The organism is Microcystis sp. 0824, from assembly GCF_003112475.1.
GTDB lineage: Bacteria > Cyanobacteriota > Cyanobacteriia > Cyanobacteriales > Microcystaceae > Microcystis > Microcystis aeruginosa_C.
The window spans coordinates 25,523-40,335 of record NZ_BDSM01000025.1 but is presented as its reverse complement, the minus strand read 5'-3'; the positions used below and the strand labels follow the sequence as shown (position 1 = coordinate 40,335).

General features: G+C 45.9%; 13 protein-coding genes and 2 pseudogenes. 8 read left to right on the top strand and 7 right to left on the bottom strand.

Translation table 11 applies throughout. The annotated features are described in order from the left end of the window. Positions 1–6 precede the first annotated feature (6 nt). Both N0824_RS09925 and N0824_RS09920 read left to right on the top strand, forming a co-directional pair. Positions 7–234 (top strand): type II toxin-antitoxin system RelE/ParE family toxin, encoded by a 228-nt coding sequence (locus N0824_RS09925; RefSeq protein WP_002781597.1) that lies wholly within the window; start codon positions 7–9, stop codon positions 232–234. A 10-nt stretch (positions 235–244) separates the two neighbouring features. Further along, positions 245–445, top strand: coding sequence for a hypothetical protein (locus N0824_RS09920; RefSeq protein WP_012265925.1), 201 nt, complete (start codon positions 245–247; stop codon positions 443–445). On the opposite strand, the gene N0824_RS09915 is transcribed toward N0824_RS09920, so the two are convergent. The 3 genes and pseudogenes from N0824_RS09915 to N0824_RS09905 form a co-directional block, all read right to left on the bottom strand. Further along, positions 403–657: a DNA cytosine methyltransferase gene (locus N0824_RS09915; protein WP_079208643.1), complete on the bottom strand. Its 255-nt coding sequence runs from the start codon at positions 655–657 to the stop codon at positions 403–405. The genes N0824_RS09920 and N0824_RS09915 overlap by 43 nt on opposite strands. A 69-nt stretch (positions 658–726) precedes the next feature. Continuing rightward, on the bottom strand, positions 727–5,331 hold the full coding sequence (gene gltB / locus N0824_RS09910) for a glutamate synthase large subunit (protein ID WP_108936640.1): 4,605 nt from the start codon (positions 5,329–5,331) through the stop codon (positions 727–729). A gap of 308 nt (positions 5,332–5,639) precedes the next feature. Continuing rightward, a pseudogene (locus tag N0824_RS09905) lies at positions 5,640–5,828 on the bottom strand (transposase); the annotation flags it as partial. Between the two features lie 831 nt (positions 5,829–6,659). Here N0824_RS09905 and N0824_RS21910 point away from each other — a divergent pair. The 3 genes and pseudogenes from N0824_RS21910 to fmt all read left to right on the top strand — a co-directional run. After that, positions 6,660–6,794 (top strand): annotated as a pseudogene (locus N0824_RS21910) (IS5/IS1182 family transposase); the annotation flags it as partial. Between the two features lie 671 nt (positions 6,795–7,465). Then, positions 7,466–8,260: a peptidoglycan editing factor PgeF gene (gene pgeF / locus N0824_RS09895; RefSeq protein WP_108936639.1), complete on the top strand. Its 795-nt coding sequence runs from the start codon at positions 7,466–7,468 to the stop codon at positions 8,258–8,260. 41 nt (positions 8,261–8,301) lie between these two features. After that, positions 8,302–9,279 (top strand): methionyl-tRNA formyltransferase, encoded by a 978-nt coding sequence (gene fmt, locus N0824_RS09890; RefSeq protein ID WP_108936638.1) that lies wholly within the window; start codon positions 8,302–8,304, stop codon positions 9,277–9,279. Between the two features lie 29 nt (positions 9,280–9,308). Here the strand turns inward: fmt and N0824_RS09885 are convergent, their stop codons facing one another. Together N0824_RS09885 and N0824_RS09880 are read right to left on the bottom strand one after the other, a co-directional pair. Then, positions 9,309–9,689 (bottom strand): cyclic nucleotide-binding domain-containing protein, encoded by a 381-nt coding sequence (locus tag N0824_RS09885; RefSeq protein WP_108936637.1) that lies wholly within the window; start codon positions 9,687–9,689, stop codon positions 9,309–9,311. 158 nt (positions 9,690–9,847) lie between these two features. Beyond that, a complete protein-coding gene (locus N0824_RS09880; RefSeq protein WP_108936636.1) occupies positions 9,848–10,654 on the bottom strand; it encodes a TlyA family RNA methyltransferase in 807 nt (268 codons plus the stop codon). A 139-nt stretch (positions 10,655–10,793) separates the two neighbouring features. Between N0824_RS09880 and N0824_RS09875 the strand changes: the two genes are divergently transcribed. Next, entirely contained in the window at positions 10,794–11,015 is a 222-nt protein-coding gene (locus N0824_RS09875; RefSeq protein WP_002736250.1) for a hypothetical protein, read from the top strand. Between the two features lie 105 nt (positions 11,016–11,120). Here N0824_RS09875 and N0824_RS09870 read toward each other — a convergent pair whose 3' ends face one another. Next, the gene (locus tag N0824_RS09870) at positions 11,121–11,399 is read right to left on the bottom strand and encodes a DUF4164 domain-containing protein (RefSeq protein ID WP_108936635.1); all 279 of its coding nucleotides are present in this window, start codon (positions 11,397–11,399) and stop codon (positions 11,121–11,123) included. Positions 11,400–11,461: 62 nt separating this feature from the next. Continuing rightward, positions 11,462–11,692 (bottom strand): helix-turn-helix domain-containing protein, encoded by a 231-nt coding sequence (locus tag N0824_RS09865; RefSeq protein ID WP_108936634.1) that lies wholly within the window; start codon positions 11,690–11,692, stop codon positions 11,462–11,464. 247 nt (positions 11,693–11,939) lie between these two features. On the opposite strand from N0824_RS09865, the gene ldpA reads away from it, so the two are divergent. Then, on the top strand, positions 11,940–12,941 hold the full coding sequence (ldpA, locus tag N0824_RS09860) for a circadian clock protein LdpA (protein WP_108936633.1): 1,002 nt from the start codon (positions 11,940–11,942) through the stop codon (positions 12,939–12,941). Positions 12,942–13,063: 122 nt separating this feature from the next. Next, positions 13,064–14,809 (top strand): R3H domain-containing nucleic acid-binding protein, encoded by a 1,746-nt coding sequence (locus N0824_RS09855; protein ID WP_199224902.1) that lies wholly within the window; start codon positions 13,064–13,066, stop codon positions 14,807–14,809. Positions 14,810–14,813 lie beyond the last annotated feature (4 nt).

Below are 14,813 nucleotides of genomic sequence, written 5' to 3'. Positions count from 1 at the left end.
TATAATGTGAAATATCAAATTCAATTCAAGCCTAAAGCTATCAAAGACTTAGAAAAACTTTCTTCTCAAGATCGGACTAGGATTATGGCTAAAATTGAAGCAATGAAGGATAATTTACAAGGAGATGTCAAGCAATTAAAGAATTTTACGCCTAATTATCGCTTAAGGGTGGGTAACTATCGAATTCTATTTGAGGTTGAAGAAATCACTTTAAAATATCTACAATTAAATTAAGGAGAAAACAATGATTGAATTACATCCTGAATTCTTAATCAAAAATGGCAAAAAAGAATTTGCTGTTTTAACTTATGAGGAGTTTATGAAAATTAAAGAAATCTTAGAAGACTTAGAGGATTTGGAAGATTTAATACAGGCAAAAGAAGAAGAAAAAGATAGTCAAACTTATTCTCTAGATGAGGTTAAGAAGATGCTAAATATTGATTGATTGCTTGTATCTTGCTTTAATTCTACTATTTCGCAGATGGGAAAAAATAGAGTTCCCCTTGTATCTCTAAATCCGGCTCGTTTTCCTACTTTTCGACAGTTTTCGTCTATTTCACAAGAATATACACAGTCATAACCAACGCTCTCGAAAGCTAATCTAAATCCTCCAATACCAGCAAAAAGATCGATAAATCTGAGTTTTTCGTTTGTCATTGCCAAATTATGACATCAAAGAAATTAATCAATGGGTGCGTTAACAAAGAGTAACGCACCCCAAAGAAATTACACCGAAGTTAAGGTTTTCTCCGCGCTAATTTGCGCTTCGGGACTATCCGCTTCCGAGGGAGGGACCACTTGCCAGAATTGACCGAGATAGCTATCCCAATTAGCTAAAATTAACTTACCTTTGGGGCTATTAGTGCGTTCTACATGGGCCTCAATTAAAGATTTTAACTGTTCCGCACCGGCAGCCGTGCCAACCCGTTGAATCTTGACAATTTCCGGGTTGAGTTTCTCCGGTAGGGACGGATCAAGGATATAAGCGAATCCTCCCGTCATCCCGGCGCCGACGTTGCGACCGACGGAACCAAGCACGACAATTACCCCACCGGTCATATATTCACAGAGGTGATCCCCGGCCCCTTCGATAACCGCTTTCGCGGTGGAATTGCGGACAGCAAAACGTTCACCAGCGCGACCATTAGCGTATAACACCCCACCGGTGGCCCCGTAGAGACAGGTATTACCGATAATAGCGTTATCTTCGGGCTGATAATTGGCGTTTTGGGGCGGTAAGATGACAATTTCGCCGCCGTAGATGCCTTTACCCACATAATCGTTAGCTTCTCCCTCTAAATGGAGATTGACACCGGGTAAATTAAAGGCTCCGAAACTTTGACCGGCCGCACCCTGGAAATTGAGCTTAATTTCGCCTTCAAAGCCGTCATTCCCGTATTTTTGGGCAATTACCCCCGCAATTCTCGCCCCGACGGAGCGATCGGTATTGACAATCCTGTAGGTTTTGCTGACGGTTCCCTGTTGCTCGATCGCCTGTTTAATCTCGCTATCGGCTAGAATCTCGTCATCAAGGACAGCACCGTTACTATGTACTTCCTCGTGCTGCAACCAAGAGCGATCGCCACGACCATCGGGTAAATTCAATAAACAATCGAGATTGAGGGATTCTGTCTTAGTTAAACGAGCATCGGAGCGCACTTTTAACAGATCTGCCCGGCCAATCACCTCATTTAAACTGTGATAGCCTAATTTCGCCAATAATTGCCGCGTTTCCTCGGCCACCAAAGTGAAGAAATTGACCACATGAGCGGGAATTCCTGGAAAACGAGATCGCAGACGTTCCTGCTGGGTAGCGACTCCCACAGGGCAATTATTCGTGTGACAGACGCGGGCCATGATACACCCCTCGGCAATCATGGAAATGGAACCAAAACCGAATTCCTCCGCACCCATGAGAGCAGCCATGAGGATATCCCAACCGGTTTTCAGTCCCCCATCTGCACGCAAAATCACCCGATGACGCAGTTGATTTTCCATTAACATCCGATGCACTTCCGTTACTCCCAATTCCCAGGGACTACCCGCGTGTTTGATCGAACTTAGGGGTGATGCACCTGTACCACCATCGTGGCCGGAAATCTGGATAATATCAGCGTTAGCTTTGGCAACTCCGGCCGCAATTGTACCGATACCGATCTCGGCCACTAATTTGACGGAAACTTTGGCCCGGGGGTTAATTTGGTGTAAATCGTAGATTAATTGCGCTAAATCTTCGATCGAGTAGATATCGTGGTGAGGAGGGGGAGAAATCAAAGTTACTCCCGGTTTTGATCGCCGTAACATGGCAATATAGGAACTGACTTTTTTCCCGGGTAATTGACCTCCTTCTCCCGGTTTTGCTCCCTGGGCCATTTTAATCTCTAGCTGTTTTCCACTCATTAAGTATTCGGGAGTGACTCCAAAACGACCCGAAGCTATCTGTTTAATGGCAGAATTAGCTGTATCACCGTTTTTTAAGCCGTTTAGGTGAGGCATGGTCACGGAATGTCCCTCGGCATCCACATCGCTTAAGCTGGTGTAGCGGATCGGATCTTCTCCCCCTTCTCCGGAATTGGACTTACCTCCGATACGATTCATGGCGATCGCTAGGGTTTCGTGTGCTTCCCGGCCCAAGGCACCGAGGGACATTCCCCCTGTGCAGAAGCGTTGCAGGATACTTTCGATCGATTCTACTGCTTCGATGGCAATTGAGGCTCGATCGCTGTTAAATTCTAATAGATCCCGTAAAGCGGTGACAGGTCTTTGCTGCAAGATTTGACGATAGGTTTCGTAATGGTCATATCCTTCCCCTTGGGAGTGAGCGGCCACGGCTTTATGGAGTGCTTTCGCCATTTCCGGGGAATTCATGTGGTATTCTCCCCCCGGACGGTAGTTGACAAAACCGTAGTTTTCTAGTTTTTTAGCGGTAAGATTGGGGAAAGCTTTACTGTGGAATGCGATCGCTTCTTGGGCCACCTCAGCAATGCTTAAACCCCCGACGCGACTGGTAGTACCGTTAAAAGCTAGTTTAACTAAATCTGCCGATAATCCGATCGCCTCAAAAATTTGCGCCCCATGGTAGGAAGATAGGAGAGAAATGCCCATTTTCGAGAGGATTTTCAGTAATCCCGCTTCTACGGATTTGCGGTAATTAATTAGGGCTTTTTCGAGGCTAATAGCTTCTAATTTGCCATTTTCCATCAATTTCTGAGTTTTTGGCTCAATCCACCACTGGGCGATCGTTTCTAGGGCCAGATAGGGACAGACTGCGGAAGCGCCATAACCAATTAGACAAGCGAAGTGATGGGTACTCCAACATTGGGCCGTGTCGATAACGATCGAAGCTTTTAAACGCAAGTGTGAGCGAATCAGGTGATGATGGACGGCCCCAACGGCCAATAAAGGGGGAATATAGCTAGTTTTTTCGTCAATAGGAGCAGTCCTGTCACTGAGAATTAAAATTTCCGCTCCCGATGCTACTTTCTTGGCGGCCTCAGCGCACAAATGAGCGATCGCGGTTTCTAATCCCTGCGGTCCGGTGGTCAGATCATAAAGGGTAGAAAGTTCGGCTGTTTTGTAGCTAGAGGTTTTAACTTTGGCTAATTCCGCATTATTGAGCAGGGGAGAGTCTAATTTCAGTAAATGTGCGTCATCAACCCCTAATTTAAGGATATTACCCCGTCGTCCCAGATACATAGTCAAGGACATGACTAAACTTTCCCGTAAGGGATCGATGGGGGGGTTAGTAACTTGGGCAAAACGTTGTTTAAAGTAATCGTAGAGAAGATGGGGTTTACTGGAGAGGACCGCTAGGGGAGTGTCATCACCCATACAGAAAGTCGGTTCTTTTCCCTGTTCTGCCATAGGAACGATAATCAGATCCACATCTTCGGCAGTATAACCGAAAGCGGTTTGCAGGGGAAGGAGATGACTAGGAGCGGGAATGTCTATCGCTGTTTCTTTGTCAATAAAGGTGCGTTGGGATTTCACCCATTCACCGTAGGGATTAGCTCGGGCAATTTCCTGTTTAATCGGCCAATTACGCTTAATTTCGCCTTTTTCTAGGTCCACTGCGAGCATTTGACCTGGGCCGAGACGACCTTTTTCGATAATGGTGGTTTCATCGAGGGGAATAGTTCCCGCTTCCGAGGAAACGACGATATAACCGTTGTTAGTAATGCTATAACGGGCCGGTCGCAAACCGTTGCGATCTAAACAAGCGCCGACGATTCCCCCGTCACTGAAGACCAGTAAAGCCGGACCGTCCCAGGGTTCCTGTAAACCGCTATAGTATTCGTAGAAGTCGATAATTTCGGGATAATCCTGTAAATCCGGCTGATTATTGTAGGCCTCCGGCACTAGGATCATAGCCGCTTCTAGGGGACTGCGACCGGTTCTCACCAATAATTCTAGGGCGCTATCGAGGTTATAGGAGTCGCTGTTAGCGGGGTTAACAATGGGGGTCAGGGATTGTAATTCTTCGTGGGTCCAACCTTCCGTTTCTAAAGCGGGTTCCCGGGCCGACATCCAGTTAATATTGCCCAAAAGGGTGTTAATTTCGCCGTTATGACCCAATAAACGCATCGGTTGAGCGAGGGGCCATTTGGGTTGGGTATTGGTGCTAAAACGACGGTGATAAATGGCAAATTGACTGCTATAGGCGGGATTTTGCAGGTCTAGATAGAATTCTCGCAGGATTTCGCCCCGTACCATCCCTTTATAGACAATGGTGCGACAGGAAAAGGAACAGAAATAGAAATCATCGGCCAGTTGCTTACCCACTTCGGAACGGGCAATATAGAGTAGGCGATCGAATTGAGAACCGGCTAAATCGGGGGAAGTCACCAGAATCTGCTCGACGTAGGGTTGATTTTCCCTTGCTTGTCTTCCGAGGACTTGGGGACGGACGGGAACAGTGCGCCAACCTAAAATCTTAATATTATATTTATTGACAATTTCCTCGATGTGTGCCTTAGCCTCGGCGCGTTCTTGGGCCGCTTGGGGAAGAAAGACCATCCCCACCCCTAGTCGCTCAGATTCTGGCATATTTAAGCCATTTTCGGCGAACCAAGGAGCGAGGACATCTCTGGGGATAGCGGTCATCATACCAGAACCGTCACCGGAATCCTGATCGGCACTGCAGCCTCCCCGGTGTTCCAAACAACCTAAGGCTAAAAGGGCCTGTTCGATCAGTTGATGGCTGCCGGAACCGCGCACATCGGCAATAAAACCGACTCCGCAAGCGTCCCGTTCCTCTACGAGCCATCGGGGACCCCAATAGGGATCGATTTGGTGTATATTGTCGGTTTTTAGGTTATTTTGTTGCGCCATAGAAGTTATCCTTAGGGTCGTTGTCTAGAAGGGTGGGATAGTTGGTCTGCTGAAAGGGTCAATCTAGAATAGAATTTTTTTTGATCTTGCCGTTTCGATTGTCGCTGATTTTTCCTAATTTTTGCCTGTTGCCGTCTTTATCTTGGCCAGTCTGAGGAATCACAGGTGATCTACCATGATATAGTAGCTCTCAGGAATTGTCATCGAAAATCCCCTGGATGGGGTGAAACATCCTTCTAGGTGCTTATTTTGGCAGAATATTGTCAGATTATCAATGCTAAGACGCAGATTTATCGCAATTCTCTAACTTATGAGGTGCAGTGGCAACAGTGAGTAAACCAATTGCGAATATCTTTTTGAGTAACTTGTAACAGAGCCAATTCAATCCCTTCTATTAAGTCTTTGTAAGTTCTCGCCTTCAGTTTTCTTAACATCGCTTTGACTTTTGACCAAAAGTTTTCAATAGGAGAGAATTCGGGAGAATAAGAAGGTAAATAGGGCTTGCTGAATAAATCTAAAAACCTTGTTGGGTAAGACTTTTAGACCTTTTTGAAATCCAAAAGTACTGGATATGGGAGTGATCGGGGTAAAATTCAGGTACTTTTTCCCTGAAAATTAGGTAATTGGTCACCTCAAAACTGGTAAAACCCCACAACCTACACCCCACACCCTGCCCCCACGAAAAACTTTTTCAGCAGACCCTAAATATAGCGTTTCCCAATCTCATGAGGTACACCAAAATCTTAACTCCTGAATCCCGAATCCTGACTCCTGAATCCTGAATCCCGAATCCTGACTCCTGACTCCTGACTCCTGACTCCTGACTCCTCAAAACCTAAGACTCTGTACCTCACAACTATGGGAATTGCTATAGATGAGTCTAGCTTTTTCTTGTTCGATTATTTCTCTGACCATTTCTCCGAGATGAATCTTGGCGTTAAGTACCTAAGCAAAATTAATTACACATATCTAACCACCTCTTGCCTCTTGCCTCTTGCCTCTTGCCTATCTTTACTAGGAAATTAATTTTGCACGACTACTTATCCATGATCAGACAGTCTCCTTCTTTAATTTTTGGCAGCACTTCCTTCACAATAAATCCTTCAAATGTTACCGCATCCACAGCACCGTATATAGCGTTTTTCAGTCTGCTGAGGTACAAAAGTTATGGGTTTTAGACAAAAGGCAAAAGGGAAGAAAAATAGGTGTACCTCACTAGCTCAGGAAACGCTATATACCCCGAAAAAAAAACGAAAAATAGAAAATTAACAGAGTTATAAAAGTAGTATAACAAGGCTTTAGCCAAAGAAAGGATTATCATTTAACCTATAAATAGGAAACTCAAAATCTTGAAAATCTTATCCTGTAAATATCGGAATCGTCGTCGAAGATATAGTTTAAGAGTTAACCTGTTGGCGGCTATTTATAACTATGAGTTAGGGATAGGTATAGCAACTTCTTAAAAGTTGCCAAACATTAATCAAGTCAGGGAGGATTTATTCTCAATTATAAAAATTGAGATAGTTTGTGCTGCTTAAATAAAGAGGTTTTGATAACCAAATTAAAGCATATATAAAGAGTTTTGAGTTAGAAGTAAAACTTCAAATTTTCATTCAGTTTAAATGTACTAATTAGCCTTTTTGGGGTAAAATTAGTTAACTCATCATTATAACATCTAATTAATTGGCAAGAGTTCTAATCTATTTCTTAAGAATCCTTCTATCTTTAGATCAAGGATTGTCAAGACATTCCCCAAGGAATTCGTCAAACAAAACGATACATAGTTAACCAAAAGAAGTCAAGCTGTATCCTTAACAAGGGAGCAGTGGAACCAGGAGCCGTGTGAGGTGAAAGTCTCATGCACGCTTCTGAATGGGAGAGGAGGTCCGTGACGACCTTCTCTCCCCCTAATATCAAAGAAAAAAACTCTTCGTTTTGATGAAGCAGTCACTCTTTTAATTCGCTTAAAAACCCTATATATATGGGCGCAGGAGTCCCCATTATACATAAACTCTAAAGCAAGTCTCGCCATTTGTCAAGGGTTTTGAGTAATAATCTTCCGTTGCCTTTTAGCCAAGCTCAGAACTAGGATAGGAGAGAATAAGGTATTATTGCAGCCAGAGAGGCTTAGACTGTGACCAATGTAGCGATCGATGTGCGATTAACCGAGACTTCTCTGTGGCAATGGCAAACATGGCAAGGATTGCCCTATCTTACCTGTAATCTCCTAGAGGATTGGTCCCACGGCTTTTTTACCCGTCATTATTACCCCCAAACCCCGGAAGCTTTTACGGCTGCTCTAGGGGCAAATGTACCAGTTTATCGGGTCAAACAGGTACATGGCGATCGCCTATTAAATCCCCAAGGGATTGCTAACCCAGAAATAGCCGAAGCGGATGGAATTATCACCGACGCTTCCGGTCAAGGGATTTGGGTAGCCAGTGCTGACTGTACTCCTGTACTAATAGGCGATCGCTCTAGCGGTGTTGGGGTGGCGATTCATTCTGGATGGAGAGGCACAGCTAAGGGAATAGTTGCCAAAGCAGTTAAACAGTTATTAAACTCCGGTAGTTGTTTAGATAACTTAGTCCTGGCCCTGGGGCCAGCAATTGCCGGGGAAGTGTATCAAGTAGATGGAGAAGTTGCCGCAGAAGTGGGTTTAAGTTTATTTCCTCAAGAAACCAATCCCGACCAAATTCTGGCGAATTTATTTAACCTCTCTCCCTCCCCCTTATTTGCTGACGAGGAAAAAGGAAAAGTGCGCTTAGACGTGCGACGGGTGATTTATCATCAACTACAACAGTTAGGAATTAGGGATGAACAAATCGCGATCGCTCCTTTTTGTACCTATCAACAAGAGGAGCATTTTTTCTCCTATCGTCGGGAAAAAGCCAAAAAAATCCAATGGTCTGGCATAGTTAGTCGTTAATGGTTACTGCACACTGATAACTGAAAAATCCCCCCTTTCCCATGCGTATTGTTTTTTTCGGAACCCCGACTTTTGCCGTCCCCACCCTCAAAAAATTATTAGCCAATCCCGATATAGAAGTGATTGCCGTCGTTACCCAACCGGACAAGCGCCGGGGAAGGGGTAATCAATTAATCCCCTCACCGGTGAAACAAATAGCCATAGAACAGCAAATACCAGTTTTGCAGCCCAAAAGTGTGAAAAAAAACGCTAAAACCTTAGATTTTCTCAGACAATCGCGAGCGGATGCCTTTGTAGTAGTTGCCTACGGACAAATCCTCTCCCCAGAAATTCTAGAGATGCCGAGATTAGGCTGTATTAACGTTCATGGCTCAATTTTACCGAAATATCGGGGAGCAGCCCCCGTGCAGTGGTGCATCGCTAGGGGAGAAAAAGAAACCGGCATTACCACTATGTTAATGGATGCGGGCATGGACACCGGACCGATGCTACTGAAAGCCTACACCCCGATCGCTCTTTTTGACAATGCCGAACAGGTGGGAGCAACCCTAGGCCAAATGGGGGCGGATTTGCTCCTAGAAACCCTCTCTAAGCTCGATCGAGCAGAAATTACCCCAATTCCTCAAAATAACGACGATGCCACCTATGCCCCTTTAATTGAGAAATCCGACTATCTAATCCACTGGCAAGATTCGGGCCGGACAATTCACGATCGAGTCCGGGGTTTTTATCCTAATGCGCTGACCACTTTCCGGGGACAACCCCTAAAAGTGATGGCCACTATTCCCCTAGACGATCTCGGTCAACTTCCTCCAGAATTACAGACAAAAGACCTTTCTCATCTAAGCGGAGAAGTGGGATCGATCGTGGCTCTCTGGAAAAATTTCGGGCCGGTAGTGCAGACGGGTGAGGGTTTATTATTATTAAAAGAAGTGCAATTATCGGGGAAACCTCCGCGTTCTGGTGGGGATTTGGTCAATGGTTCCCGTTTAACTATCGGTGAGATTTTCGGTCAATAGTTTTCAGGGGATGGCTTTCCTTTGCTCCTCTATGCTTCACTGGTGAAGATTTTTTTTAACTTGCGAAAGCGGTCGGAATAACTTCTTAACACTTCGATCGCAAACATGGGAGTTTCCTGCACGGCAAATAAAAACTGCGGTTGATTGATATAGGCTAATTTACAATCAGTTTTGGCAATAGCTGTGGATTCTCGCAGTTTATCCCCATGCAGGAGCGCTCCTGCTCCGAATACATCCCCTTTTTCTAGAGTTTCTATCAATTGTCCCTTGACATACATCTCCACTTCTCCACTAAGAATACCGTACATTAACTCGCCCTCCGTGCCATCGGCAAAAATAACTTCACCAGCTGGAAAAGTGCGATCGGGATGATTTTCGAGAATTTTAATCGTTTCTACGGGACTTAACATGATTTAACGATAATTTTTTTGGGTTATCTCTCCCATTTTCCGATATATTGAACTCCCCGATCATCGTTTTTGTATGTAAGAATACATCTCCCCACACCTCAATTCATAATTCATAATTCATAATTCATAATTCCCACTTCCTTGACAAAACACCGGGGTTAAAACTGTTCGATCGCTGCTTGGGTGATTTCTGCGATCGCGGCTAAACTGGGACTAACTGGGCCAGTCTCGGTGGATAACCAGAGAAGATACTCGACGTTACCCGCAGGTCCGGTAATGGGAGACCAAGTTAAACCCCGATAGAACCATCCTAAGACTTCGGCGGCCTGTAAAACCTGAAAAATTGCCCCTGCTTGGTCTTGGTAGTCGCGAACTACCCCTTTTTTGCCGACTTTTTCCCGTCCCACCTCGAATTGGGGTTTGACCAATAAAATCGCCTCTCGGGGTGGATTTAATAGCGTCCACAGGGTCGGCAAAACTTTGGTCAAAGAAATAAAGGACAGATCCATGACTGCTAAATCGGCGGGTTTTTCTGGTCCGTATAACTTTTCCGGGGTTAAATAGCGAAAATTAGTTCTTTCTAGTAAAATAACTCGTTGATCCTGCCGTAAACTCCACGCTACTTGTCCATAACCCACATCGACCCCATAAACCCGTTTTGCTCCTTTTTGCAAGAGACAATCGGTAAATCCCCCCGTGGAAATGCCTCCATCTAAACAAATGCGATCGCTGACATCGATGGCAAACAATTCTAACGCCTTGGCTAATTTTTCGCCCCCCCTTGACAAATAGGGCAGTTTCTGCTTAACCTCGATCGCCGCTTCTGGATCGATTTCTGTGGCCGGTTTATCGATGATTTGGTGATTGACTTTCACCTCTCCAGCGCGAATTAATCGCTGTGCCTGTTGACGGGAATCACAGAGATTTTTGGCTACCAATAATAAATCTAATCTTTCTTTCGGCAAGGAAGGCCTCCCAATAATCAGCGCCTAATTCTAAAAAATACCTTATTTTTCCCCAAGCAATCCCAGAAAGAAGATTATAAGTAAAGAAAGGGACAAGGGGAACCCATCAGCTAAATTTTCGCTGCCATCCCGATATTTTATGGATAAAGATACTCGATTCGCCATTTTAGTCATTGGCATTCCCTTTCTCGGACTAGCTTACTGTGGCTTGATTTTTGCCGTGATGATTTATTGGGTCTGGGCCCGGGAACATCCCGTGACCATGGCCACTTTTTTTGTCCTTGCTCCTTCTTTGATTTCTGGCTCTATTTGGCTGTTAGCTTCCTATAAAGCCCGTCAAAAGCAGCGTTTGGGTTTATAGTTCAATGTAGAGGCCGATGGCATTCGTTCAAGAAGAATCAGCTGGATTTTAGAATTTACATTAAGTCTTTAGTGTCAACCCCGGCCTAACCGATGGCGATCGCTGTCAGGGATTGGGGAAAAAACCAAAAAGTTTAGCTGCCCCTCCTAAAATGGCGACAACTAGGGCGATAAAAATCCCCCGGTTGGTAAATTCCTGATAAGCAACCCGTGTCGTTAGTCCTTTAATTTCCGTAGTTAGTCGCTCATCTAAAGCTTTAATGTCCCCTCTGATCTCCGATTGTCCTATTTCTACTTTGGTTAACCGTTCATCGATTTTGTCTATTTTCCCTTCGATCCTTGTCAGAACAGCTTCTAGGGAACAAGTAACGGTTTCGTTAGCCATTTTCTGTCTCCTGTATTTTCTTTAATTGCGATCGCTGGTGAGATTGGGGATACCTAAATATGTCAGTTGTCTTGGCATGGTGCGATCGCTTCAGCCAGTTGTGCAAGTGAGCAGTTAAGGGATTGACATAGCTTTAATGTTTGCGATGGGTTCATTCTCGGTTCCCTGTAGCCTGTTTCCCAATTGCTTACGGTTTGTACTGTCACACCTAACCGTTCCGCTAGTTTTCTTTGAGTTAACCCAGCGTTCTCCCGTAATTTCTGCATACGCTGTCCTAGTTCCGTATCCGTCATTATATCTCAAAAATCATCTAAACATACTATTGACATTATATAACTATCATTATACATCAAGAATATAAAGAAAGACGACCGCCCTTCGGTGACTTACTGGTAAAAAGACAATGAAGTTGTTGAGTAAATCGGTTTTACTTACCGTTTGTGGCTTAGTATGTCCAAGAAGAATCAATAATCGGTCTTTAGTCAGAATCAGAGCAGCACAGGGCTGACATTTAGGGGCTGGGCGCGATAGGATGAAAAAGTGCTAGATAAAAACTCCCCTCCCTTACAGTCCCTAGTGGCGGGTCACTGGTTCAAGCTCATCTGTGGAGCTAGTTACCAAGATTTGCCCACGATTCGCAACCTCGCCTTGGCCTATACTATCGCCGGGGCCGATTGTATTGATGTGGCTGCCGATCGAGCCGTGATCCTTGCGGCCAAGGAAGGCATCGAAACGGCGGAAAAAATCGCCGGATTCTCCCCAAATCGACGACCTTGGTTAATGGTCAGTCTCAATGACGGTGAAGATCCCCACTTTCGCAAAGCTGTCTTTAACCCGCAACTCTGTCCGGTCGATTGTCCCCGTCCCTGCGAAAAAATCTGTCCCGCTTATGCTATTGATGGGGGGGGAGTGATTGAACAGCGCTGTTATGGTTGCGGTCGTTGCTTACCCGTTTGTCCCGAGCAGATAATCGAGACAAGATCCCGTGTCTGTCAACCTGAAGAAATTATCCCCTTAATTATCGAAATGGGAGTAGATGCGATCGAAATTCATACCCAAGTCGGTCATGGGGAGGAATTTGCCCGACTCTGGCAAGCGATCGCACCTTTAACTAAAAACCTAAAAATCCTGGCCATAAGTTGCCAAGATGATGAATATATCATTGATTACCTCCACTATCTGCGAGAAACCATTTCACCCCTAAGCTGTCCTCTGATTTGGCAGACGGACGGCCGACCGATGAGCGGCGATATCGGCAAAGGGACCACCCACCCGGCCATTAATATGGCCAAAAAAGTCCTTTCCAGCAATCTAGCCGGATTTGTGCAGTTAGCCGGGGGAACCAATGACCACACCGTGACCAAATTAGAGCAACTGGGACTGAGAGAAAAAATCGCTGGTATTGCCTATGGAAGTTACGCCCGTTCATTGATTTTGCCAATTTTAGAGCATTTAGACCAGCCTAACCTTGAAAATGACCCCCAATCTTACCAAGAAGCCCTTAAAGCCGCTTCTATGGTGGTTGCTCAATTAAAAGCCTAGCCTTGCTCAAAAAACTATAATATTTTTTTAATTGACAACTAACCCCTAAATGTGTTAGACCCCAAGAAAATCCTGGAAATAACAACAGTCAATTATCGCCAAAACCTTTTACTATTAATTTAATGCCAGAAACCCTACCCTCCTCTCGGATGCCAGTGACCGACGACTTAAACAAACTCTTGGCAATTCTACCCGCTCGGATTCGCGGCAAAATCGAGGAACACCCGCGGCAGCATCAACTAATCGAAGTAGTTATGGATTTGGGACGCATACCAGAAGCGCGTTTTCCCGATGGGGCGATCGATCTGGGAGACGAACCGATCTCAAAAGAAGAAATCCAGTATTCGATCGCCCGGGTGGGCAGTTTTAGCGGCGATAATCGCGCCGGGATTGAACGCACCCTGCACCGGATCAGTGCCATTCGCAATCGAGACGGGGAAATTATCGGTTTAACCTGTCGTATCGGTCGGGCTGTTTTTGGTACGATCACCCTAATTAACGACCTAGTGGAAACAGGAAAATCCCTGCTGCTGCTGGGTCGTCCGGGGGTGGGGAAAACCACGGCCTTGCGGGAAATAGCCCGAGTTTTAGCCGACGATCTCAATAAACGGGTAGTGATTATCGACACCTCCAACGAAATCGCCGGGGATGGAGATATTCCCCATCCGGCCATCGGTCGCGCTCGTCGGATGCAGGTGGCCCGTCCGGAATTGCAGCATCAAGTCATGATCGAAGCAGTGGAAAACCATATGCCAGAGGTAATCGTGATTGATGAGATCGGTACGGAACTAGAAGCTCTGGCCGCTCGCACGATCGCCGAACGCGGGGTGCAGTTAGTGGGAACCGCCCACGGCAATCAACTGGAAAATTTAATTAAAAACCCGACTTTATCGGATTTAGTCGGGGGAATTCAGGCAGTAACTCTCGGAGACGAAGAAGCACGCCGCCGGGGTTCCCAAAAAACCGTTTTAGAACGCAAAGCACCGCCCACCTTTGACATTGCCATCGAAATGTTGGAACGTCAGCGCTGGGTGATTCACGAGGACGTATCCACCACTATCGACCAACTGCTGCGGGGACGGGAAGCAATTGCCCAAATCCGTTGGGTGGACGAGGAGGGAAAAGTACAGGTCGCTCAGGAAGAACCAAAACCGGAAAAGTTGACCCCTTTGCGCGGCAATTATCTCCCGGAAATGGATAAACCCAAGGGATGGCGGGCCGATGGCCGGATGACTCCCGTGGCCCGTTTCCCTGCGGGCCCTCTCAACCGGGAAAACGATTTCGATCGCCTCCTCGAACAATCTTGGCTGCAGGAAGAACCGGAAACGGAAAAAGTCCGCGTCCCCGGTCCTAATGGCGAAGATTGGCCAGTTTATGTCTATCCCTACGGGGTTAGTCGCGCTCCGATCGAACAGGTAGTACAGGCCCTAGATTTGCCGATCGTGTTGACCAAAGACCTACAGGGGGCCGACGCAGTGCTGGCCCTGCGTTCCCACGTTAAAAATCAGTCAAAATTGCGTCAAATTGCTAAAGTGAGACAAATTCCCATCCACGGCATCAAGTCCAATACCCTGCCCCAAATTTCTCGCGGTTTAAAGCGGATTTTGGGCATTGATGACCCGATGAATCAGGAAGGTGCGGACGTGCGTTTATTTGCCCGCAGCGGCAGCGATGACGAGATCGAAGCTTTGGAGGAGGCCCGGTTAGCGGTGGAACAAATCGTTATCCCTACCGGCCAACCGGTGGAGTTACTGCCCCGCTCGGCGAAAGTGCGGAAAATGCAACACGAATTAGTGGAACATTACCGTCTCCAATCCGATAGCTTCGGAGAGGAACCGAATCGCCGTATTCGCATCTATCCAGCTTAGGAGT

What these genes read in the sequence shown, in the direction of transcription:
- N0824_RS09920 (WP_012265925.1), top strand. Translation starts at nt 245, where the DNA reads ATGATTGAATTACATCCTGAATTCTTAATCAAAAATGGCAAAAAAGAA.
- N0824_RS09915 (WP_079208643.1), bottom strand. Translation starts at nt 657, where the DNA reads ATGACAAACGAAAAACTCAGATTTATCGATCTTTTTGCTGGTATTGGA.
- gltB (WP_108936640.1), bottom strand. Translation starts at nt 5,331, where the DNA reads ATGGCGCAACAAAATAACCTAAAAACCGACAATATACACCAAATCGAT.
- fmt (WP_108936638.1), top strand. Translation starts at nt 8,302, where the DNA reads ATGCGTATTGTTTTTTTCGGAACCCCGACTTTTGCCGTCCCCACCCTC.
- N0824_RS09885 (WP_108936637.1), bottom strand. Translation starts at nt 9,689, where the DNA reads ATGTTAAGTCCCGTAGAAACGATTAAAATTCTCGAAAATCATCCCGAT.
- N0824_RS09875 (WP_002736250.1), top strand. Translation starts at nt 10,794, where the DNA reads ATGGATAAAGATACTCGATTCGCCATTTTAGTCATTGGCATTCCCTTT.
- N0824_RS09870 (WP_108936635.1), bottom strand. Translation starts at nt 11,399, where the DNA reads ATGGCTAACGAAACCGTTACTTGTTCCCTAGAAGCTGTTCTGACAAGG.
- N0824_RS09865 (WP_108936634.1), bottom strand. Translation starts at nt 11,692, where the DNA reads ATGACGGATACGGAACTAGGACAGCGTATGCAGAAATTACGGGAGAAC.
- N0824_RS09855 (WP_199224902.1), top strand. Translation starts at nt 13,064, where the DNA reads ATGCCAGAAACCCTACCCTCCTCTCGGATGCCAGTGACCGACGACTTA.